The 22,232-nt window shown below is 71.6% G+C and carries 14 protein-coding genes; 8 read left to right on the forward strand and 6 right to left on the reverse strand.

Annotation, left to right across the window (positions count from 1 at the left end):
* Positions 1-19 precede the first annotated feature (19 nt).
* The 4 genes from nagA to MNOD_RS07705 form a co-directional block, all read right to left on the reverse strand.
* The gene (gene nagA / locus MNOD_RS07690; protein WP_015928285.1) at positions 20-1,192 is read right to left on the reverse strand and encodes an N-acetylglucosamine-6-phosphate deacetylase; all 1,173 of its coding nucleotides are present in this window, start codon (positions 1,190-1,192) and stop codon (positions 20-22) included.
* On the reverse strand, positions 1,189-2,226 hold the full coding sequence (locus tag MNOD_RS07695) for an SIS domain-containing protein (RefSeq protein ID WP_015928286.1): 1,038 nt from the start codon (positions 2,224-2,226) through the stop codon (positions 1,189-1,191). The genes nagA and MNOD_RS07695 overlap by 4 nt, the downstream gene beginning before the upstream one ends.
* A complete protein-coding gene (locus tag MNOD_RS07700) occupies positions 2,223-3,134 on the reverse strand; it encodes an N-acetylmuramic acid 6-phosphate etherase (protein WP_015928287.1) in 912 nt (303 codons plus the stop codon). Before MNOD_RS07700 ends, MNOD_RS07695 begins: the two co-directional genes overlap by 4 nt.
* Before the next feature lie 229 nt (positions 3,135-3,363).
* Positions 3,364-4,983 (reverse strand): ABC transporter substrate-binding protein, encoded by a 1,620-nt coding sequence (locus tag MNOD_RS07705; RefSeq protein WP_015928288.1) that lies wholly within the window; start codon positions 4,981-4,983, stop codon positions 3,364-3,366.
* A 474-nt stretch (positions 4,984-5,457) separates the two neighbouring features.
* Between MNOD_RS07705 and ahcY the strand changes: the two genes are divergently transcribed.
* From ahcY to addA, 7 genes are all read left to right on the forward strand, one after another.
* Positions 5,458-6,864 carry an adenosylhomocysteinase gene (gene ahcY, locus MNOD_RS07710; RefSeq protein ID WP_015928289.1) on the forward strand — a complete coding sequence of 469 codons (1,407 nt, stop codon included), beginning with the start codon at positions 5,458-5,460 and terminating at the stop codon, positions 6,862-6,864.
* A 412-nt stretch (positions 6,865-7,276) separates the two neighbouring features.
* A complete protein-coding gene (locus MNOD_RS07715) occupies positions 7,277-9,769 on the forward strand; it encodes a sensor histidine kinase (RefSeq protein ID WP_015928290.1) in 2,493 nt (830 codons plus the stop codon).
* Between the two features lie 455 nt (positions 9,770-10,224).
* Positions 10,225-11,754 (forward strand): tRNA (adenosine(37)-N6)-threonylcarbamoyltransferase complex ATPase subunit type 1 TsaE, encoded by a 1,530-nt coding sequence (tsaE, locus tag MNOD_RS07720; protein WP_244424683.1) that lies wholly within the window; start codon positions 10,225-10,227, stop codon positions 11,752-11,754.
* A 33-nt stretch (positions 11,755-11,787) separates the two neighbouring features.
* Complete coding sequence (locus MNOD_RS07725; RefSeq protein WP_015928292.1) at positions 11,788-12,534, forward strand: nucleotidyltransferase family protein; 747 nt, start codon at positions 11,788-11,790, stop codon at positions 12,532-12,534.
* 406 nt (positions 12,535-12,940) lie between these two features.
* A complete protein-coding gene (gene addB / locus MNOD_RS07730) occupies positions 12,941-16,054 on the forward strand; it encodes a double-strand break repair protein AddB (RefSeq protein WP_015928293.1) in 3,114 nt (1,037 codons plus the stop codon).
* Between the two features lie 415 nt (positions 16,055-16,469).
* Complete coding sequence (locus MNOD_RS07735; protein WP_210161792.1) at positions 16,470-17,528, forward strand: hypothetical protein; 1,059 nt, start codon at positions 16,470-16,472, stop codon at positions 17,526-17,528.
* Between the two features lie 356 nt (positions 17,529-17,884).
* The gene (gene addA, locus MNOD_RS07740; protein ID WP_015928295.1) at positions 17,885-21,358 is read left to right on the forward strand and encodes a double-strand break repair helicase AddA; all 3,474 of its coding nucleotides are present in this window, start codon (positions 17,885-17,887) and stop codon (positions 21,356-21,358) included.
* Between the two features lie 24 nt (positions 21,359-21,382).
* On the opposite strand, the gene MNOD_RS46240 is transcribed toward addA, so the two are convergent.
* Positions 21,383-21,523 (reverse strand): hypothetical protein, encoded by a 141-nt coding sequence (locus tag MNOD_RS46240; protein ID WP_015928296.1) that lies wholly within the window; start codon positions 21,521-21,523, stop codon positions 21,383-21,385.
* A complete protein-coding gene (locus tag MNOD_RS07745; protein ID WP_244424684.1) occupies positions 21,520-21,822 on the reverse strand; it encodes a hypothetical protein in 303 nt (100 codons plus the stop codon). Before MNOD_RS07745 ends, MNOD_RS46240 begins: the two co-directional genes overlap by 4 nt.
* Before the next feature lie 192 nt (positions 21,823-22,014).
* On the opposite strand from MNOD_RS07745, the gene MNOD_RS07750 reads away from it, so the two are divergent.
* A complete protein-coding gene (locus MNOD_RS07750) occupies positions 22,015-22,215 on the forward strand; it encodes a Trm112 family protein (protein WP_015928298.1) in 201 nt (66 codons plus the stop codon).
* The last annotated feature ends 17 nt before the right edge of the window (positions 22,216-22,232 follow it).

Below are 22,232 nucleotides of genomic sequence, written 5' to 3' on the forward strand. Positions count from 1 at the left end.
CCCGCTCACGCCGCTTGGCTCACGCGGCCTGAAGCTCCAGATCCCCCCGCAGGCAGGTGCCCCGCACCGCGAGGTCCGCATCGAGCACGACGAGGTCGGCGGCGCAGCCGGGGGCGATGCGCCCGATCCGGTGATCGAGGCCGAGCCAGCGGGCGGGCGTCAGCGAGGCCATGGTCATGGCCTCCTCCAGGCTGGCGCCGCCGCGCGAGGCCATGTGGCGCACCGCCCCCGCCATGGTGAGCGCCGAGCCCGCGAGCGTCCCGTCCGGGCCCGTGAGCCGGTCGCCCTCGCGCGTGATGGTGCGCCCGAACAGCGTGAAGCGCGTGCCGCCGCGCGGGTCGCCCACCGGCGACATCGCGTCCGTGACCAGCATCAGCCGCTCCGGCCCCTTGAGACGCCGGGCGATGGCGAGCGCCGTGTCGCCGACATGGTGGCCGTCCGCGATGATCCCGGCGAAGACGCGCGGATCGGTGAGCGCGATCCCGACCGCGCCCGCCTCGCGGGGCCCGAGCTGCGACATGGCGTTGAACAGATGCGTGGCGCCGCTGAGCCCCTCGTCGAGGGCGGCCCGGAAGGCCGTGCCGTCATCGGCCGTATGGCCGGCGCTGACGCGGGCGCCGCGGGCCACCAGGGCCGAAACGGTGCCGGGCGGGGCGATCTCGGGCGCCAGCGTGATCAGGGTGATGCCCCGGCTGCCCAGGCCCGTCAGGAGCTCGACGTCGCCCGGCTCGAAGGCGGCGAGCCGCGCGGGATCGTGGATGCCGGGTCGCCGGGGACTGAGGAACGGACCTTCGAGATGGATGCCGAGGATGCCCGGCATCCCGGCCGCGATCGCCTCCGCCACGGCCGCGATCGCCGCGCGGATGACCGGGCGATGGTCGCTGATCAGGGTCGGCAGGAGAGCGGTCGTGCCGCCGCTTCGATGCGCCGCCGCGATCCGGGCGATGGCGGCTGGCGTCGGGTCGTCGTTGAGGAGCACGCCGCCGCCGCCATTGACCTGGAGGTCGACGAAGCCCGGCGCCAGGATCGTGCCCGGCGGCAGGCGCACCAGCGGGAGGCCGGGAGGCGGCTGCGCGGTGAGGTCGGCGATTTGCCCGCCGCGCACCACGACGGCGCGGGCGCCGAGGAAGACCTCGCCGTCGAAGACGCGTTCCGCGGCGATGACGCGATCGGGGCCTGGGGTGTCGCTCACAGCGTTTCCGTGACCTTGGTGAGGCCCGGAGGAGCATCCGGGTCGAAACCGCGGCGGCGGGCCTCCGCCTCGATCGCCCGGTAGGCCGGCACCAGCATCAGGATCGGGTCGCAGGCGGGATGCCCGTCGCCGAGCCAGGGCAGGGAACCGGCCGGGCCGCCGCAAGCCTGCACCGGCACGCCGTCGCTGCGCAACTCCTGCACCAGGTCGTCGACGCCCGGCGCCAGGGCATCGGCCTGCCGCAGCGCCAGGACCGGCGTGTGGCGCGACAGCGCGGCGCGCGGACCATGCCGCAACTCCGCCGCGCTGTAGCCGAGGGCAGGCAGGCGCAGGGTCTCGGAGAGTTTCAGGGCGATCTCACGCACCGGCCCGAGCCCGTGACCGCGTCCGGTGACGAAGGCGGCGGTGGCTTGCCGCGCGAGATTCGCGCGCGCGAGGTCCGCGCTCCAGGCGGACCAGTCGAGCGACAGGGCCGATCCGAGCCGGTCGGGGAGGGCGGCGAGACCTTGCGCGAGGGCGCGGTCCTCCGCCCAGGCCGCCACCAGGGCGGCGCCGGCCACGAGGGAATTCACCACCGTCTTGGTCGCCGCGACGGCGCGCTCCGGCCCCGCTTCGAGCGGCAGCACGAGGTCGGCCGCCCCGGCCGCGGGCGAGGCGGCATCGTTGACGATCGCAAGGGTGAGCGCGCCGCCCTCCCGGGCGGCCTGGGTCGCGGCGACGAGGTCGGGGGAGCGGCCGGATTGCGAGATCACCACGAACAGCGCCCCCTCGACCTGCGGCGGGCGGCCATAGCCCGTCACCACGGAGGGCGCCGCGGCCGAGACCACGAGCCCGAGCCGCGTCTCGATGAGGTAGCGCAGATGGACGCCCGCATGCCCGGAACTGCCCCGCCCGCACACAACCACGAAGGGGAAGCGGCGCCGCGCCAGGGCGGTGCCGATTCGCGCGGCCTCGCCGCCCGGCGCGCAGAGGGGCGCCGCGACGGCGGGCACCTCGGCGATCTCGCGCGCCATGAGGCTCTCGGGGCCGCTCATCGGGCGGGCTCCGCCGGGCGGAGATCCTCGCGGTCCGCGCCGAGCGCGCGACGTAAGCTGCCCTCGTGGCGCGCCAGCAGGCGCTCGGCCCTCTCGCGGGTGGCGCCGGTGCCGATCAGCACGGCGAGCTTGATGTCGCCCTCCGCCTCCGCCAGGGCGCGGGCCGCCGCCTCGGGATCGCAGGCGGCGAGTTCGGCCACCATGGCGACGCCGCGGGCCCGCAATTTCCGGTTCGTGGCGCGCATCGCCACCATGCGGCCCCGGTAGACCCGGCCGAGCCGGATCATGATCAGCGTCGAGAGCAGGTTGAGGACGACCTTCTGGGCCGTGCCGGCCTTGAGCCGTGTCGAGCCGGCCACCGCCTCCTCGCCGGTCGGCACCAGCACCGGGTGGTCGCATTGCTGGAGCACCGGCGTGCCCGGATTGTTGGCGATGCCGATCGTGACGGCGCCTCGTGCCCGGGCGCACCGAAGCGCCGAGACCGTGAACGGGGTCGTGCCGCTCGCCGAGAGGCCGACCACCACGTCCTGCGGCCCGATTCCGGCCCCGGCGATCCAGGCCGCCCCGTCGGCGGTCGAATCCTCGGCATCCTCCACCGCCTGGAGCAGGGCGCCGTGCCCGCCCGCGACGGCGAAGCCCAGCCTGTCCTCGGGCCAGTCGAAGGTCGGCGGCAGCTCGGCCCCGTCCTGCACCCCGATCCGCCCGGAGGTGCCCGCGCCGACATAGACGAGGCGTCCCTCGCGGCGCAGGCCCGCCTCCGCCGCCTCCGCGGCGGCGGCGAGCGCGGAAAGGGCCGGGCCGACCGCCGCCACCGCGGCGAGCTGCCCCTCCCACAGCGCCTTGAGGATGTCGAGGCTGTCCCAGGCGTCGAGGTCGATGTAGCGGGCGCTGGCTCCCTCGGTGCTCATCCGGTCCCGGTCCCTGAGACGCCGCACCCGGGATCGGGCCTGCGGCTCTGCTTCCCTGTCTCTAACGGACCCCGCCGTGCAAGGATCCCTGCGGGGCGCGAATCCGGCGCACGGACTTCCGGGCGCGGCCGTGACGGAGCGGATGGATAGTCCCGCAGCCCCGGAGGATCGTCATCCTGCGGGCTGCCGCAGTCATCCCGCGGGCTGCCGTAAAGGCCGGCGCGGGCCGTCAGGCCAAGGTGGTGAGGTCCTGGAACCAGTGCTGGGCCTGGGTGTAGCCCTTCACCTTGGCCGCGAGGGCGTGCGGGTTGGTGTCGTGCACCACCCAGACCTGCACCGCGTCGTCCACCACGATCTCGTGGATGCGGGCGAGCATCCGATCCTGCTCGGCGGGGTCGAAGCTCGCCTGGATCGACTCGCAGAGGGCATCCACCTCCGGGTTCCGGTAGTGGCTCCAGTTCACGCCGGTCGGCGCGATCTGCTTCGAGCTGTAGAAGCGCAGGATCGCGTAGAGCGGGTCGGAGGTGACATACGCGATGTTGCCGCCGGTCACGCCCCTGAGCGACGGGTCGGCTGCGCCCTGGCGCCACGCCGTGTAGGCCACCTCCAGCTCCACCGGCTGGAACTCCAGCGCGATGCCGATCTCGGCCCAACTACTCTGCACGAACTCGTTGATCGGCAGCGACAGCATCTGGCCCGAGCCGCCGGTCGGGATGATGAACCTGGTGCGCAACGGATTCTGGGGGGAGTAGCCCGCCTCCCGCATCAGCTTGCGGGCGGTGTCGATGTCGTAGCCGATCTTGAAGGAGGGCTTGCCGAACCAGGGGCTCGACGGCTGCACCTGGCCCACTGCCGGGGTGGCGAGGCCACCCATCAGCGCGACCACGCCCTCGCGGTCGATGGCGAGGTTGGCCGCCTTGCGCAGGCGCAGGTCGCGCCACGGGCTGCCCTCCAGCATCGACAGATGGTAGTTCCAGACATGCGGCGTGTCGTTGCCGGTCACCCGCATGCCCGCCGCCTTGAGGTGCGGCACCGCATCGGGCGCGGGCAGCTCCACGAGGTCGACGTCGCCGCTGAGGAGCGCGTTGACCCGCGCGAGATTGTCGGGGATGCAGGTCAGCGTGAGCCTGGCGAGCTTCGGCATCCGCCTGGGGTTCCAGTAGGTCTCGTTCGGGACGAGTTCGAGCCGCACCCGCGGCACGAGCTGGCCCATGCGGTAGGGGCCGGTGCCGGAAGGCTGGAAGGCGAACTTGGTCCAGTCGCGGCCCACCGCCTCGTACTGCGCTGGCGAGGAGACCAGGAACCACAGCATCTGGTAGGGGAACAGCGCGTCGACCGCCTTGGTGGTGACCTGCACTGTCATGGCGTCGAGCTTCCTGTAGGAGGCGACCGAGGGCAGGCGCGGGCGCACCTGCGAGGCCTGCCGCTGGTCGTAATGCGGGGCCTTGTCGTTCAGCACCTTCTCGAAATTCCAGATCACCGCATCCGCGTCGAAGACGGAGCCGTCGTGGAACGTCACGCCCTCGCGCAGGCGGAAGGTCCAGTTCTTCCGGTCGGCGGGATCGCTCTCCCAGGAGGTGGCAAGGCCCGGGATCAGTCTGCCGGGCCGGTCGGCGACATCGAGTTCCCAGGCCACCAGTGGGTCGTAGAGGGTGAGCCCGGTGAACTGGTAGCCACCCGCCCCCCGGTCCGGCTGCCCGGTGGTAAGGGGCAGGTCGAACATCGAAATGCCGTAGGTCAGGCTGCCGGACGGTGGCCCTGCGGCGAGCGCGGACCCGGTCGGCCCCATCGCCGTGAGCGCCGCGGCGCCGGCCACGAACTGGCGGCGGGAGAGGGAGAACTGGCTCATCGAAGACCCCCCGAGTGGCGCGGCCTTCGCGGCCGCCGTGATCGAGCGGCCGTCTGCAAATTGTATGCAACATGCCAGCAGGCGGCCTGCGGCGCGGCGCCGCGACGCTGGCGGCCGTATGGCGGGGGTGTCCCTGCTCTGGCACCCCCACCGGCCCGCATGCTGGGGTGCTGCGTAGCAGCCTCGAAGCACCCCTGAACGCCGGTCCGGGGCTTTGGTGGCTGGGAGCACCGGTCCGGTGATGCCGGCCAGAGGCTCGCTCCGGTGCGATCTTCGATCGCCAGTGCGATCTGCGATCGCCAGCACCTCAGCATGAGGGCCGTTCTGGCCTCCACGACCGTTTTCCGGAACAGGGACGGGCGGCCTTGGCTTCTTCCGGCGCCATGGGCGGATCGCATAAAGACATCTTTATGTCTTGATCGCTTCCCGGGCGGCGCGCTATAGGCCGGCCAGCAGCCGACAGGGAGCACCAGGATGCCGAGCGCGCAGGACTACATCGTCAGGGACATCGGCCTGGCCGATTTCGGCCGCAAGGAGATCGCGATCGCCGAGACCGAGATGCCCGGCCTGATGGCGGTGCGTCGGGAATACGCCGCGAGCCAGCCCTTGAAGGGCGCCAAGATCGCCGGCTCGCTGCACATGACGATCCAGACCGCGGTGCTGATCGAGACCCTGAAGGCGCTCGGCGCCGACATCCGCTGGGTGTCCTGCAACATCTACTCGACCCAGGACCACGCCGCCGCCGCGATCGCCGCTGCCGGCATCCCGGTCTTCGCCGTGAAGGGCGAGACGCTCACCGAGTATTGGGACTACACCGCCAAGCTGTTCGAGTGGCATGACGGCGGCATGCCGAACATGATCCTCGACGACGGCGGCGACGCCACGATGTTCGTGCATGCCGGCCTGCGCGCCGAGCGCGGCGACGCCGTCTTCCTCGACAAGCCCGGCTCCGAGGAGGAGGAGATCTTCTTCGCGCTCATCAAGCGCATGCTGAAGGAGAAGCCGCAGGGCTGGTTCGCCGGCCTCGCCGAGTCGATCAAGGGCGTCTCCGAGGAGACGACCACGGGCGTGCATCGCCTCTACCTGCTGGCGCGGGAGGGCAAGCTGCTCTTCCCGGCGATCAACGTGAACGACTCGGTCACGAAGTCGAAGTTCGACAACCTCTACGGCTGCCGGGAATCGCTCGTCGACGGCATCCGCCGCGGCACCGACGTGATGATGGCCGGCAAGGTCGCCATGGTCGCGGGCTTCGGCGACGTCGGCAAGGGCTCGGCCGCCTCCTTGCGCAACGCGGGCTGCCGCGTGCTGGTGTCGGAGGTCGATCCGATCTGCGCGCTCCAGGCCGCCATGGAGGGCTACGAGGTCACCACCATGGAGGACGCCGCCCCGCGCGCCGACATCTTCGTGACCGCCACCGGCAACAAGGACGTCATCACCCTCGACCACATGCGGGCGATGAAGGACCGGGCCATCGTCTGCAACATCGGCCACTTCGACAACGAGATCCAGGTCGCGGGCCTCCGCAACCTGAAGTGGACGAACATCAAGCCGCAGGTGGACGAGATCGAGTTCGCCGACGGCCACCGCATCATCCTGTTGTCGGAGGGCCGCCTGGTCAATCTCGGCAACGCGATGGGGCATCCGTCCTTCGTGATGTCGGCCTCGTTCACCAACCAGACCCTCGCCCAGATCGAGCTCTGGACCAACCAGGGCAAGTACGACCGCCAAGTCTACACGCTGCCCAAGGCCCTCGACGAGAAGGTCGCGGCCCTGCATCTGGAGAAGATCGGCGTGAAGCTGACGAAGCTGCGCCCCGATCAGGCCGCCTATATCGGCGTGAGCGAGAACGGGCCGTTCAAGCCCGATCATTACCGCTACTGAGCGTTTTTACCCGACTAATACCGACGGGCCTTGAAAAGGACCGTTGGTTCCGCTCTCGCATTGTCGCCAAGCCTCTGGCTTGGTGTCGAAAATTCGAGATGGGTCAACGGCCCGCTGCGTCAGCAGCCTCAAGCCGTCGGTATAAATGCAGCGAGCCCGGCCGCAAGGCCGGGCTCGTCGCGTTTCGGGCGCCACCGTTCCACCTCTGTTCTGCCGCAGGTGTGGCATTTCTGTGCTCAGCCGCGGGAGACGCGACGGTTGGCCGAAATGCTGCCGCGATTTCGCTTCCGGCCGGATTCGGGAGCGCGCTACAGTCGTGGTGATTCTGGACAGGGACCCCGAGTCGCGGCGAGGGGTCGGGGAGGCGGGGCGCCGGGCGGCGCGGCGTATCCCTGTGGGAACGGGACGGGTTATGGGGGTAGGACGGACGCTGCGCTGCCGGCCACGCGCCGGCGCGGTTGCGGGCGCATGGGCGGCTGCGGCCGCGCTCACGGTGGTGCCCGGGGGGGCTGCGCAGGCGCAGCCCCTGCTTCCGGCGACCGGCGCGCTCGCGCACAACGCCATGGCGCTCGCCCTGCTGATCGGCCTGATCGTCTTCTCCACCATCCTGTCGCTGCTGCACATCCGCGAGCGCGGGCGCTGGGCGCGGCGCGAGCACGACCTCGTGGCGGAGCTCGCCGACCTGCGCGGGGCGCACGACCGGGCCGCGCTGCTGCTCGGCTCCGAGCGCCAGATCATCATCACCTGGTGCGGGCGCGACGAGCCGCAGATCGAGGGTGACGCCAGCCTCGCCATGGACGGCACCCGCTCGGCCTCGCCGCGCCGGGTGCTGGCCTTCGGCACATGGCTCTCGGCGGCCGACGCCGCCGCCCTCGATGCGGCGGTCGACACCCTGCGCAGCCGCGGCGAGCGCTTCCGCCTCACCGTGCGAACCCTCGGAGGCCGCACCATCGAGGCGCAGGGCCAGGCGGTGAGCGGCCGGGCGCTCCTGCGCCTGCGCGAGCTCACGGGCGAGCGCCAGGAACTCGTCGAGCTGCGGGCGATGCTGCAGGAGGCCCGCGGCAGCCTCTCGGTGCTCGCCGCGCTCCTCGACGCAATCCCGCAGCCGGTCTGGCGCCGCGGCCGGGATGGGCGGCTCCTGTGGGCCAACGCGGCCTACGTGGCCGCCGTCGAGGCGGGCGACCGCGAGCGGGCGCTGGCGGAGGGCACCGAGCTTCTCGACCGGGTGGCCCGCGAGGAGGCGGGGCGCCGCCGCTCCAGCGGGCAGGGCGGCGCGCTGCGGGTCTCCGCCGTGATGGCGGGCGCCCGGCGCACCCTCGACGTGACCGAGGTCGCGGTCGAGAGCGGCAGCGTCGGCATCGCGGTCGACGTGTCGGAGCTCGAGAGCGTGCGCGCCGACCTGCAGCGGCAGATGGAGGCGAATGCCCGGACCCTCGACCAGCTGCCGACCGCGGTCGCCATCTTCGACGCGCGCCAGCGCCTGATCTTCCACAACGCCGCCTACCGCCAGCTCTGGGACCTCGATCCCGGTTTCCTCGACGGGAACCCGCTCGACGGCGAGATCCTCGACGCCCTGCGCAACGCCCGCAAGCTGCCCGAGCAGGCGGATTTCCGCTCGTGGAAGACCGGCGTGCTCTCGGCCTACCGGGCCGCGGAGGCGCAGGAGAACTGGTGGCACCTGCCGGACGGGCGCACGCTGCGCGTCGTCGCCGACCCGAATCCCCAGGGGGGACTCACCTACCTGTTCGACGACGTCTCCGAGCGCGTGCACCTCGAATCCCGCTACAACGCGCTGATGCGGGTGCAGAGCGAGACCCTCGACACGCTGAGGGAGCCCGTCGCGGTGTTCGGCTCGGACGGGCGCCTCAAGCTCGCCAACCGCGCCTTCACGGCCATCTGGCGCATCGGACCTGAGCTCCTGGGGACCCAGCCCCATATCGACGAGGTCATCGCCCTCTGCCGCCCCTTGAGCCCCGCCGAGGAGCCCTGGACCGAGATCCGCGGCGCCGTGACCGGCCTGATGGATGCGCGCCACGCGCTGGCCTGCCGGCTCGCGCTCAAGGACGGGACGGTGCTCGACTGCGCGGCCCAGCCCCTGCCGGACGGGGCGACGCTGCTCACCCACATCGACGTGACGGCGAGCGTCAATGTCGAGCGGGCGCTGACCGAGAAGAACGAGGCGCTGGAGCGCACCGCGCGACTGCGGGACGAGTTCGTGCACCACGTCTCCTACGAGCTGCGCTCGCCGCTCACCAACATCATCGGCTTCACGGAGCTGCTCGGCGACGAGACCGTGGGCGCGCTCAACACCCGCCAGCGCGAATATGCCGACCACATCATGCGCTCCTCGGCGGCGCTGCTCGTCATCATCAACGACATCCTCGACCTCGCCTCGATCGATGCGGGCTCCATGGAGCTGACGCGGGAGGTCGTGGACGTGCAGGCGACGATCGCGGCGGCGGTGCGGGGCGTCGAGGACCGCCTCGCCGAGGCGGCGATCACCCTCGATCGTGACGTGCCGGCCGATATCGGCGGCTTCGTCGCGGACGGCAAGCGCATCCGCCAGATCCTGTTCAACCTTCTGTCGAACGCCATCGGCTTCTCGGCGCCCGGCCAGACCGTGGTGGTCCAGGCCCGCAAGACCGACCGCGAGATCGCCTTCGCGGTCATCGATCAGGGCCGTGGCATGCCGCCCGAGGTGGTGGCCCGGGTCTTCGACCGTTTCGAGAGCCACACCCTCGGCACCCGCCACCGGGGCGTCGGTCTCGGCCTGTCGATCGTGCGCTCCTTCGTGGAGCTGCATGGCGGCCGCATCGACATCGCCTCGGCCCCCGGGCAGGGGACGAAGGTCACCTGCACCTTCCCGATCAGCGGCAGCGAACCCTCCCTGGCGGCGGCGGAGTGATCTGGTTTCCGGATGATCGCTTCGGTGACCGTATCGGTTCACCACCGGCCGGGCCGACCCCTGGTGGATGAGACCGGCTGAATGAGCGCTCCCTCCTGTGGCATCCCCACCGGCCCTCATGCTGAGGTGCAGCCGTAGGCTGCTTCGAAGCACCCCGGAACGCTCGTCCCAAGCTCCGGGTGGCCGGGGATCACCGGTCCGGCGTGCTTCGAGGCTCCGTGCGATCTTCGATCGCCAGGAGCACCTCAGCATGAGGAGTAGGGCGGCTTCCATGCACGGTGTCGGAGAAGGGGATAGGGCTCTGCTTCTATTCTGAGGGGCGCCTCGCCCATCCGGGCGTTTTTCGCGGGATCACCGGGCCCACGGATACGTGGTTCGATTAAGGTTCCTCGTTTATGACGGATCCGGGCCCCGCGAGGGCGGGCAACGAGGATGCCGGAGTGGACCGGGAGGCGATGGACGCGCGCACACCCTGGGAGATCATGCTGCCGGACGAGAGCGCGACCGAGGATCTCGGGCGCTTCCTCGCCGAATTGCTGCGGCCCGGCGATCTCGTGGCGCTCTCGGGCGGGCTCGGCGGCGGCAAGACCACGCTCGCCCGCGCCCTGATCCGCGAGCTGACGGGCGATCCCGAGCTCGAGGTGCCGAGCCCGACCTTCACGCTCATCCAGCCCTACGAGGGGCGGGACGGCCTCGCCCTGGTCCATGCCGACCTCTATCGCCTGCGCGGGCCCGACGAACTCGTGGAACTCGGCTTCGACGAATTGACCGAGCGGGCGATCACGCTCGTGGAGTGGCCCGACCGGCTGCCGCCGCGCAGCGGCCCGACGCTCGCCATCGACCTCGCCCTCAAGCCCGAATTCGGCGACACGGCCCGCCTCGCCCGGCTGATCGGCGGGGGCGGCATGGGCGAGCGGCTGCACCGGGCACGGGCGCTGCGCGCGCTCCTCGACCGCAGCGGATGGGGCGAGGCTGTGCGCACGCCGATGCAGGGCGATGCGTCGAGCCGCGCCTACGAGCGCCTGACGCAGGCCGACGGGTCGACCGCGATCCTGATGATCGCGCCCGCCCGGCCGGACGGGCCGCCGGTGCGCGATGGCAAGCCCTACAGCGCGATCGTCAAGCTCGCCGAGAGCGTGCATGCCTTCGTGGCCATGGACCGGGCCTTGCGGGCGCTCGGCCTGAGCGCGCCGAAGATCCTCGGCGAGGATCTGGAGGCGGGGCTCCTGATCCTGGAGGATCTCGGCTCCGAGCCGGTCGTCGACGCGAACGGGCCGCGGCCGGAGCGCTACGCGGAGGCCGTCAAGGTGCTGGCGCGGCTGCACGGCACGGCGCTGCCCGCCGTGCTGCCCGTGGCCGAGGGCCGGGACTACGCGCTGCCGCCCTACGACCTCGAGGCCCTGCTGTTCGAGGCCGAGCTCCTCGTGGACTGGTACGCGCCGCACATCGCCGGCACGCCCCTGTCGGAGGCGCAGCGCAGCGCCTTCACGGCGGCCTGGACCGAGGTGCTCGACGGCATCACCCCCGAGCGCCCCACCTGGGTGCTGCGCGACTTCCACTCGCCGAACCTGATCTGGCTGCCCGAGCGGGACGGGCTGGAGCGGATCGGCCTCATCGACTTCCAGGACGCGGTGCTGGGCCATCCGGCCTACGACGTGGCCTCGCTCCTTCAGGATGCCCGGGTCGATGCCTCGGCGGAGTTCGAGCTGCGGCTGCTCGGCCTCTACGCCCGCGAGCGCAAGCTGCGCGAGCCCGATTTCGACATGCAGGGCTTCGCGCGGGCCTACGCGGTGCTGGCCGCCCAGCGGGCGACCAAGATCCTGGGCATCTTCGCCCGTCTCGACCGCCGCGACGGCAAGCCCGGCTACCTCGCCCACCTGCCGCGGATCGAGGGCTACCTCAACCGCAACCTCGCCCACCCGGCGCTCGCCGGCGTGCGGGCCTGGTACGAGACCTGCCTGCCGCGCCTCGTTCCTGCTGCCTGAAATCCTTGCCCGCCGCCTGAAATCCTTAGCCAGATGAGCGACGCCCCCATCGTCCCCGCCGTCTCCCGCGCCTTCGTGCTCGCCGCCGGGCTCGGCAAGCGCATGCGCCCGATCACCGCCACGGTGCCCAAGCCCCTGGTGGAGGTGGCCGGCCGCGCCCTCGTGGATCACGCCCTCGACCGCATCGCCGAGGCCGGCATCACCGAGGCGGTGGTCAACGTCCACTACCTCGCCGACCTCATGGAGGCGCATCTCGCGCGCCGACAGGGGCCGCCGCGGATCACGATCTCGGACGAGCGCGACAGCCTGCTGGAGACGGGCGGGGGCGTGCGCAAGGCCCTGCCGCTGCTCGGCGAGGGGCCGTTCCTCATCCTCAACTCGGATTCCTTCTGGCTGGAGGGCCCCCGCCCCAATCTCGGGCGCCTCGTGGCGGCCTGGGATCCCGAGGCCATGGACATGCTGCTCCTCGTCGCCTCGGCGGCCACCAGCCTCGGCTATGACGGGCTCGGCGACTTCCAGATGGAGAAGGACGGCCGGCTCAGGCGCCGGGCCGAGCGGGAGGTCGCCCCCTTCGTGTATGCGGGCGTGGCGATCGTCGCGCCGGCCTTCTTCGCCGGCACGCCGGACGGGCCCTTCTCCCTCAACCTGCTGTTCGACCGCGCCGCCGCGCGGGGCCGCCTGCACGGGCTGCGCCTCGATGGGCAGTGGCTGCATGTCGGCACGCCCGAGGCGCTGCAGGACGCCGAGGAGCGGGTCCGCACCAGCGCGACGCAGCCGTGAGCGCGGGAGCCGGGACCCGGATCGTTCCGATCGGATCCGCCGAGCGCGCTGGCATCCTCGACTGCGCCCACGCGACCCTCCGCGGCCGTGCCGAGGCGGTCCGCTGTCGCAATCGAAAACAGCGGTCCGTCCCCGTCCCGGACCCCGTGCCTGGAAGCCGTCCCGCTCCTCATGCTGAGGTGCTGCGGCGCAGCCGCAGCCTCGAAGCACGCCTGAACGCTCATCCAAGATCCGGGTGGCCTGGATCACCGGTCTGGGGTGCTTCGAGGCAGCCTGCGGCTGCACCTCAGCATGAGGGCCGGGGCTGGTTGCCACGGGAGGGAGCGCTCGGTCGGCCGGTTTCATCCGTCAGGTGCGGCTCGGCCGGTGGTGAACGCATGCGCGACCATGTCCCGGGAGGCGCCGGATGAGCGAGGACCGGATCTTCACCATCCCGCCCGGCGTGCCTTTCCTCGCCACGCTGGCGGAGGCGCTCCTCGACGGGACGCTCGCCGGGGATGTCGGGCGCGATCCGCTCGGGCTTGCGACGGTCACGCTCTACCTGCCGACGCGGCGGGCCACCCGGGCGCTTGCGGCGATCCTGGCCGAGCGCTGCGGCCCGGCCGCGCTCCTGCCGCGCATGGTGCCCCTCGGGGAGGCCGACGAGGCGGAGCTCGACCTCGCGGCGGCCCCGTTCGGCGAGCGGCAGGAGGCGGTGCTGCATCCGCCGATCCCGCCGCTCGAACGGCGGCTGATCCTCGCCCGTCTCGTCCAGGCCTGGGCAGCCAGCATCGACCGCCAGCTCCTGCCGATGGATGCGGAGGTGCCGTTCCGCGTGCCCTCCTCGCCCGCCGACGCGGTCGGGCTCGCGGCCGACCTCGAAGGGCTGATGGACGCGCTCACCGTCGAGGGCCTGCCCTGGGACCAGATCGGCCAGGCGGTGGAGGCCGAGTATTCGCGCTACTTCTCCCTCACCCTCGACTTCGTGCGGATCGCCGCCGAGCACTGGCCCGCGATCCTGGCCGAGCGGGGAGTGAGCGATCCGGTGGCGCGGGGCCGCGCCCTGGTGCTCGCCGAGGCCGCGCGCCTGCGCCGGGAGCGCCCGGCCGACCCGATCGTCGTGGCGGGCTCGACCGGCTCGGTGCCGGCGACGGCGGCCCTGATCGCCGCCATCGCGGCGATGCCGCGCGGCGCCGTGGTGCTGCCGGGCCTCGACCTCGCCCTCGACGAGGCGGGCTGGGCCGCCATCGACACCGGCGAGGCCATCGCCCATGGGCATCCGCAGGCGGTGATGCACCGGCTCCTCGGCCCCGGCGCCCTCGATTGCGGCCGCGCCGCGGTGCGGCCCCTCGGCCGGCCGAGCCCGGAGGCGGAGGCGCGGGCGGCGCTGCTGTCGCAGGCCCTGCGGCCGGCCGAGACGACGGATGCCTGGGCGGACCTCGATCCGGGCCATCGCGTCTCCCTCGCCCGCGCGGGCGGGGCGGGGCTCGGCATCGTGGAGGCGGCGGACGAGCGCGAGGAGGCGCTCGCCGTGGCGGCGGCCCTGCGCGAGACCCTGGAGCGCCCGGGCCGCACCGCGGCGCTGATCACGCCCGACCGGACCCTGGCCCGCCGGGTGGCGGCGGAGCTCAAGCGCTGGAACATCGTGGCGGACGACACGGCCGGGCAGCCGCTGGCGCTCTCCCCCGCCGGCCGGCTCGCGCGGCTCGCCGCGGACGTGGCCGCCCTCGTTGCCAAGCCCGACCGGGTGCTGGCGCTCCTCGCCCATCCGCTGGCGCGCCTGGGCTGCAGCCGGGCGGAGGTGGTGCGGGCCGCCTCCGCCCTCGAGATCGGGGTCCTGCGCGGCCCTGCGCCGGGCAAGGGCTTCGCGGGCCTTGCCGAGGCCCTGCGCGTCGCCCGCACGGAGGAGCGCCCGCACGATCCTCGAGCTCGCCGCCGCCTGACGGAGGCGGATTGGGACGCGGCGGCGGATCTGGTCGACCGGCTTTCGGTCGCCTTCCGGGACTTTTTCGCTGACGAGGACGATGCGGTGCGCGATCTCGTCGGGCTGGCGCGGGCCCACCGCACCACCTGCGATCTCCTGCTCGACGGCCCCGACGCCGTGGAGGACGAGGCCTCGGTGGCCGTCCTCGACGGCCTGTTCGACGATCTCGCGCTCGCCGAGACCGGCCTGCTCGCCGGCCGGTTCTCGGATTATCCGGCCTTCTTCACGGCGCTCGCCCGCGAGCGGGTGGTGGCGGAGCGCCGGGCTTTGCCGCATCCGCGGCTGCGCATCCTCGGCCTCCTCGAAGCGCGCCTGTTGTCGGTCGACCGCGTGGTGGTGGCGGGGCTCGACGAGGGCGTCTGGCCGCCGAAGGCCGAGACGGATGCCTTCCTCAACCGGCCGATGCGCGGGGCGGTCGGCTTGTCTCCGCCCGAGCGGCGCCTCGGCCAGACCGCCCACGATTTCGTGCAGGCGCTCGGCTGCCCGGATGCGGTGATCACCCGCGCGCACAAGCGCGAGGGCTCGCCCATGGTGCCGTCGCGCTTCCTGCAGCGGCTGCGCGCCTTCATGGGTGAGGAGGCCTGGAGCGCGCGGGTGCGGGCGGGCGAGCGCTTCCGCGCGCTTGCGGCGGCCCTCGACCGCGGCACGGAGCCGCTGCCGCCGCGCCTCGCGCGCCCGGCCCCAAAGCCCGACCCGGCGCTTTTTCCGCGCAGCCTCAGCGTCACCGAGGTCGAGACGCTGGTGCGCGACCCCTACGCGATCTTCGCCCGCCACGTGCTCGGCCTCGATCCGCTGGAGCCGGTGGCGGTGCAGCCGAGCGCGAGCGACCGGGGCACGATCGTGCACGATGTGCTCGGCGGCTTCGCGCAGCGTTTCCCCGAGGCCCTGCCGGCGGATCCGCTCACCCCGCTCCTCGACCTCGCGGTCAACGCCTTCGCGCCGATCGCGGATGCCTATCCGGAACTCTATGCCGAGTGGTGGCCGCGCTTCGAGCGGATGGCGGGCGCCTTTCTCGCCTGGGAGGCGGAGCGCCGCCCCGGCCTCGCGCGGGTTCATGCCGAGACCTTCGGGCGCTGGCGGATCCCGATCGGTCCGGCCGAGGACTTCACCTTACGCGCCCGCGCCGACCGGATCGAGGTGACGCGCGGCGGCGGCCATGTGATCGTCGACTTCAAGACCGGCCAGCCGCCGAGCGCCAAAGAGGTCTTCGCCGGGTTCGCGCCGCAGCTGACGCTGGAAGCCGCGATGCTGCGGGCGGGCGGCTTCCGGGACCTCGGCGCCGCGGCGGCGGTGCCGGACCTCCTCTACGTACGGGCGGGCGGCGGCAAGGTGCCGCTCGACCCTGTTCCCCTGAAGCCGCCGCGGGGCGAGGAGCGTTCCGTCGCCGATCTCGTTGACGAGCATGCGCGCCGCTTCCAGGCCCTGATCGCCCGCTTCCTTCAGGGTGAGGCCGCCTTCCTGTCCCGGCCCTACCCGAAATACGCCAGGGCGTATTCGGCCTACGACCATCTGGCGCGGGTGAAGGAATGGTCGCTGGTGGAGGGGGAGGGGGCGTAAGCGCGCGCGGCCTTTTGCGACTCGTGCCTTCCCCTACGCTCACCCCCCCTTTCCCGGACGACTGGAGCGCCAGCGGAAGGAGATCCGGGAACCAGCACGAGGACTTGCCGCGAAGCGGCTCAATATAGACACTGTCGATCACCGCTGATCGCACGGTACAGCCCGACGTTTCCGACAGCCCAGTCTCGCTGTCCAGCCTCTCCGAGACTGCCATTTCCAGCGCTTTGGGAACGCCCGAGCTACTCCCCCACTAAGCTTGACCATGACGCGGTCCGCTGCTATATTAGGTTGAATATTATTGGGTGCCGAGATGGGAAGTTGTGATGCGCTCTATTATCCATTCTCCCGGTGCATAGGCAATAGGGTCCTGAAGCAATACCTGCTGTTGTTTGACAGCATTACATTCTTGGATCCTGTGGACGACGATGATTGGCGCGGAAAGCTGTTCGAGGGAGTCGAGCATCAGGACGCAAAGTACGCCGCTTACAGAGACCTAGCGGACGCAATGCCTTGGTTGCGGCGTGAAGGGGTGATCAAGGTCCGCTCCCCTGAGGAACTCCGATCGCGGGAGCATGAGATCACGGTGGCGGCCACACTGAGCGATTTGTCGGACCCGAGTTGGGTTAATGAGGCGAACCCGTTGTCTTATGCTTTGCTGACACAGTGGTTCGATGGTCAGCCTTCGTGGAATGTCTTCCGTCCCAAGCTCCCGAATGGGGTCGTTAAGGCCCTCTACGAAGACCCTAAATTGTGCCATCATCTTTTGGCCGAAGGTGGCGATGAGTACGCTTGGCAGCTTTCTTACGCCGCCGGCTCGTCGATCGGCATCAACGTACACTTGGCAGCAGCTGAGGAACTGTCTCTCGCCCCAGTGACCGACAGCCGGCTGCACCATCATCTCATGCTGCGGAAGCTGCAGCGCGGGGTTAGCTCAGACATGACCCCAGCCCGTGTGGATCAGGTGGCGGATGCAGTCGCGACAAGGACCGTCTTCAAAGTGTTGGAGGCGATCTTACCTCCGCCCAGCCTAGATGCGCTCTCACTTGAGGACATCCTTCATTTCCGGCGGGCGACACAATCCGTACGGCGAGACTTCCTGGCGGACGTCAGACGCACAGTTTCTGCCGAAAGCGATCCTGCGCACCCGGTACAAGCCGAAAAGGTCGTGAACCGGATCACGCAAGATCTCATGAATCGCGCCCGTCGTTATGGCGCGGAACTGCAGGGTGCCCGTGCGAGGCTATGGCCCAAGCTCATCGACGTGGCGCGATCACCCACCACAGCAGGGGGAACCGCTGCAGCCCTGGCCGCCTCCTACATCACTGGATCAGGTTACGTCCTCTTGACGTCAGCTTTGCTCCCCACCCTTGGCGCGTTGAAGGCCGTAACTGAATGGAAGACTGAGGAGGACTCGGTACGCAACTCACACGCGACGTCGGTCGCGTACCTATCTCAGCTCAGCAGCCTCGCATGACATCTGCGCGGCCTCCATAGCTACGAACTTCCGCGTGACGTCGGAGCGAAGCTTTGGATCGGAGCGCTGCACGCGTAGTCGTGAACGTTGTGTTTCCGCGTCCATGCCAAGGTCCAATACTGGCGCGATGCAACATGCAGGCGCAGGTAGTGGTGGAACAGCCCCGCCGTCGCGTGCAGCCCGGCCACCGCGATCACCGCATGGCTGCAAGCTCGTGCCAGTGGTTGATCGGCCCGCGCCGGTCGCCGGCCCGCTTTCCCTGTGCATAAGCGTGGCCAACGCTGCTGCGCCTTAATCCGGCGCAAGCCTCCGGCAGGCACAGTGATCCATCGTGCCGGGCGCGGAGGTGGGGCCGGATGGGGATCGAGGGTTTCGTGGTCGATGCGGTCACGCGCACCGCGCAGCGGCGCGCCGCGGATCCATGTGCCTCGGCCTGGGTCTCGGCCAATGCGGGCGCGGGCAAGACCAAGGTGCTTACCGACCGGGTGGTGCGGCTTCTGCTGCACGGGGCGGCGCCGTCGAAGATCCTCTGCCTCACCTTCACCAAGGCGGCGGCCGCGAACATGGCGATCCGCGTCTTCGAGCGGCTCGGGCGCTGGGTGACCCTCGACGCCGAGGCGCTGCGGGCCGAGCTGACCGAGCTCGAGGGCGAGCGGCCGGATGCCGCCACCTTGCGCCGGGCGCGCCGCCTCTTCGCGCGCGCCGTCGAGACGCCGGGCGGCCTCAAGATCGAGACCCTGCACGCCCTGTGCGAGCGGCTCCTCCATCTCGTGCCCTTCGAGGCGAATGTGCCGGCCCGCTTCGTCGTGCTCGATGAGGCGCAGACCCGCGAGGCGGTGGACCGCACCATCGACAACGTGCTGGCGGATGCGGTGGACGGCACCCATCCGGATCTCGCCGGGGCGCTCGGCCTCGTCGCGCCCGAGGCCGCGGGCGAGACCCTGCGCCGGGCGATCGGCGAGGCGGTGCGGGCGCGGTCGCTGCTTGGCCATCCGGACGGGCCGCAGGCGCGGCTGGAGCATTTGCGGGATGCGCTCGGGCTCGCGCCGGGCGAGACCGCCGCGGCGATCGAGGCGCGGATGCTGGAGGAGGGTCCGGGCGACTGGGCCGGCCTCGCGGCGCGGCTGCGTACCGGCAAGGCCACCGACGAGAAGCGGGCCGAGGCGCTGGCGCTCGCCGCCGTCGCGGAAGGCCCCCAGCGCCTGCCGCTCTACCTCGCGGTCTTCTTCAAGGACGAGGGGGAGGGGGATCCCTACGCGGCGGCGACGCTCGGCACCAAGGCGGTGCCGGAGGCGGTCAAGCAGGCGCTCCTCGACGAGCAGGCGCGGCTGTCGACGCTGCGCGAGCGGCTCAAGGCGGCCCGGGCCCATGCGCGCACCTGCGCCCTGTTCACCCTCGCGGCCGAGATCCACCGGCGGGTCGAGTTGCAGAAGGCGCGTCTCGGCGCCCTCGACTTCGACGATCTGATCCACAAGACCCTCGACCTGCTGACGCGGGTCGATTCGGCCTGGGTGCTCTACAAGCTCGACCGCGGCATCGACCATGTCCTGATCGACGAGGCGCAGGACACCAATCCGGAGCAATGGGAGATCCTGCGCCGGATCACCGAGGATTTCTGCGCCGGCGCGGGGGCCCGCAGCGGCGAGATGCCCCGCACCCGCTTCGCGGTGGGCGACCCCAAGCAGTCGATCTACAGCTTCCAGGGCGCGGCGCCGGAGGAATTCGAGACCACGCGGCAGGCCTGGCGCAAGGCGGCGCTCGGGGCCGGGCTCACCTTCGAGGATGTCGGGCTCACCCTCTCGTTCCGCTCCGCCAGGGGCGTGCTGCGGGGCGTCGACGCCACCTTCGCGCTGGCGGAGCACTTTCGCGGTCTCTCCTTCGGGGATGAGGCGGTCGGCACCGTGCACGAGACCGTGCGGATCGGCGCGCCGGGGCAGGTCGAGCTGTGGCCGGCGGAGACGCCCTCGCCGGAGCCGGAGCCGGATGCCTGGGTGCAGCCGGTCGATGCCGTCGAGGCCGGCGCGCCCGCGCTCGTCGTAGCGCGGCGGGTCGCCCGGGCGGTGCGGTGCTGGACCACGACCGGCGACGAGGCCGGCCGGATCTGGCGGCCGGGCGAGATCCTGATCCTGGTGCGCAAGCGCTCGGCGGCCTTCGAGGGCGTGATCCGGGCCCTCAAGGCGGAGGGCGTGCCGGTGGCGGGCCAGGACCGGCTCGACATCGCCGCCCATATCGCCGTGATGGATCTGGTGGCGGCCGGGCGCGCCGCGCTGCTGCCCGAGGACGACCTCACCCTCGCCACCGCCCTCAAGACGCCGCTCGTCGGGCTCTCCGACGACGACCTCGTGCGCATTGCCGCCCGGCGCGAGGCGTCCGAATCGCTGGCCAGAGCGCTCGCCCGGCATGCCGAGGCCGGCGATCCGGCGGCGCAGCGGGGCGCCGCCGCGCTCGCGGAATGGCAGGCGCTCGCCCGCGAGACGGGTCCCTTCGGCTTCTACGCGGAACTGCTCGGGCCGCGGGGCGGCCGGACCCGGCTCGTGGCGCGCCTCGGCGGCGAGGCGGGCGATGCCATCGACGTCTTCCTCACCGCCGCCGTGCAGGCCGAGCAGGGCACGGATGCGCCCTCGCTCACCGGCTTTCTGGCCCGCTATGCGCCGAGCGGCGGGCGGGATGCGGGCGGCCACACGGTCAAGCGCGACCTCGAATCGGTGCGCGACGAGGTTCGCGTGATGACCGTGCACGGCGCCAAGGGCCTGGAGGCGGGCCTCGTCGTGCTGATCGACGGCTGCGAGCCGCTCGGCCGCAACGATCCGCCTCTGCTGCCGATGGAGATCGGTGACGGCACAGCCGTCCACGGCGGCACGGTGCCGGTCTGGTCGCCGTCGAAGGGGCACGATTGTCCGGCCATCGCGGCGGCCCGGGACGCCCTGCACGACCGCGCCCGCCAGGAGCACAACCGCCTGCTCTACGTCGCGATGACCCGGGCGAAGGACCGCCTCGTCATCGCCCCTTACCGGGGCAGCGACAAGGAGACCCCGGAGGCGTGGTGCGAGATGGTGCGCCGCGGCCTCGTCGAAGCCTTCGGCGGCGTCGAGCGGACCGAGATGCCCTACGGCCCGGCCGAGACCTGGCGCGAGGGGGCGGCGGTGCCGATGCCGCCCGCCCCGCCCGTTTCCGCCCCCGCCGCCGAGGCCCTGCCCGACTGGCTTTTTCGGCCGGTCGCCCCCGAGGCCGAGCCGCTGCCGCCGCTGCGCCCCTCGGGTCTCGGCGCCGCCGACGAGCCGCGCCGCTCGGATGCCCGCTCCAGCGACCCGGCGGCGCGCCGCCGCGGCGTGCTGATCCACGCCCTGCTGGAGCATCTGCCGGCCGTGGCGCCGGAGCGGCGCGAGACGGCCGCGACGGCCTTCGTGGCGGCGCGGGCGCCGGGCCTCGCCCCGCCGGATCGCGCCGCTATCGTGGCGGCGGTGATGCGCCTTCTTGCCGATCCGGACCTCGCCGTGCTGTTCGGCCCCGCCGCCCGAGCCGAGGTGACGCTCGCCGGACGGATCCCGCTGCGCGGCGCCGAATGGCCGGTGCATGGCCGGGTCGACCGGCTTGCAGTGACGGACGAGGCGGTCTGGCTCTGCGACTTCAAGACCGGGCGACCACCGAGTGAGGATGCCCCGGTGCCCGCCGGGATGGCCGCGCAGGTCGCGCTCTATGCGGCTCTCCTCGCGCGCATCCATCCGGACCGGGCGGTGATCCCCCTTCTCGTCTGGACCGCAGGGCCGATCATCCGGCGGTTGAGCGAGGCGGAATGCGCGGCGGCGCTGGACGCAATCGTGCCGGGCTGATGGCCTCGCCAGTGTGGCAGCACGCTACCGTGTCGCGGCGCGGCGGGCAGCTTCCTCCCGGGCCTTGATCTCCTCGGCCCGGTGCTTGGTGAACTGGAGCGCGACCAGGGCGGCTCCGATGGCGATGAGGGGGAGCCCTAAGGTCGCGATGGTCTGAAGGCTCATAGGAGATACCTCAGGAACAGTCGCGCTATCCCATGTAGGATAAAGCCGGTCAGAATCCAAACAAGCGCCCGGACGAGCTGTTCCGCTTCCGTCGCCTGATTGCCGAGCCCGAGCATCGTGGCGACCCCGCCGCCAACGAGAAAGGCGAGCGCCACCCCATTGATCAGCGTCGCAGTGAGCTTCGTCTGCTCGTTGTGGATCAGCTTGTCGCGGTCGGATGGCGGTGGCGGCGAGCTTCCGGACGATGGCGGGGGATCGCGGGAGGGGGCATCATCTGGGTCTGCCGCAGCGGGGAACATGGCCTCCCACAACGATTCCTCCGGCCTCTTGGGGCCATGACCACCTTTCGGCTGAGGACTGGCTGCCATTATCGGTCCGCTCATTGTGGATGAGGGTCATTCCTAATTCTTAAAAGGGGCGGAGGTGCCTGGTCCTGGCACGGGCCGCGGGAGTCCGGTTATGAGAGCCGACGACCCCACGAGGATCACCCCATGGCCGACATGCCCTCCGTCGAACCCACCCGCATCGACCCCAAGCTCCTCGAACTCCTCGTCTGCCCGCTGACCAAGGGCCGGCTCGAATACGATTCGGCCCGCCAGGAGCTGATCAGCCGCTCCGCCAAGCTCGCCTACCCGATTCGCGACGGCATCCCGATCATGCTGCCGGAGGAGGCCCGCCCGCTCGCCGACTGACGGCGCGCTGACACGCC

The organism is Methylobacterium nodulans ORS 2060 (assembly GCF_000022085.1).
GTDB lineage: Bacteria > Pseudomonadota > Alphaproteobacteria > Rhizobiales > Beijerinckiaceae > Methylobacterium > Methylobacterium nodulans.

Excerpts from the sequence above, each read along its gene's own strand:
- MNOD_RS07695 (WP_015928286.1), bottom strand. The coding sequence starts at position 2,226 with ATGAGCGGCCCCGAGAGCCTCATGGCGCGCGAGATCGCCGAGGTGCCC.
- MNOD_RS07700 (WP_015928287.1), bottom strand. The coding sequence starts at position 3,134 with ATGAGCACCGAGGGAGCCAGCGCCCGCTACATCGACCTCGACGCCTGG.
- MNOD_RS07705 (WP_015928288.1), bottom strand. The coding sequence starts at position 4,983 with ATGAGCCAGTTCTCCCTCTCCCGCCGCCAGTTCGTGGCCGGCGCCGCG.
- ahcY (WP_015928289.1), top strand. The coding sequence starts at position 5,458 with ATGCCGAGCGCGCAGGACTACATCGTCAGGGACATCGGCCTGGCCGAT.
- MNOD_RS07715 (WP_015928290.1), top strand. The coding sequence starts at position 7,277 with ATGGGGGTAGGACGGACGCTGCGCTGCCGGCCACGCGCCGGCGCGGTT.
- tsaE (WP_244424683.1), top strand. The coding sequence starts at position 10,225 with ATGGACGCGCGCACACCCTGGGAGATCATGCTGCCGGACGAGAGCGCG.
- MNOD_RS07725 (WP_015928292.1), top strand. The coding sequence starts at position 11,788 with ATGAGCGACGCCCCCATCGTCCCCGCCGTCTCCCGCGCCTTCGTGCTC.
- addB (WP_015928293.1), top strand. The coding sequence starts at position 12,941 with ATGAGCGAGGACCGGATCTTCACCATCCCGCCCGGCGTGCCTTTCCTC.
- addA (WP_015928295.1), top strand. The coding sequence starts at position 17,885 with ATGGGGATCGAGGGTTTCGTGGTCGATGCGGTCACGCGCACCGCGCAG.
- MNOD_RS46240 (WP_015928296.1), bottom strand. The coding sequence starts at position 21,523 with ATGAGCCTTCAGACCATCGCGACCTTAGGGCTCCCCCTCATCGCCATC.
- MNOD_RS07745 (WP_244424684.1), bottom strand. The coding sequence starts at position 21,822 with ATGTTCCCCGCTGCGGCAGACCCAGATGATGCCCCCTCCCGCGATCCC.
- MNOD_RS07750 (WP_015928298.1), top strand. The coding sequence starts at position 22,015 with ATGGCCGACATGCCCTCCGTCGAACCCACCCGCATCGACCCCAAGCTC.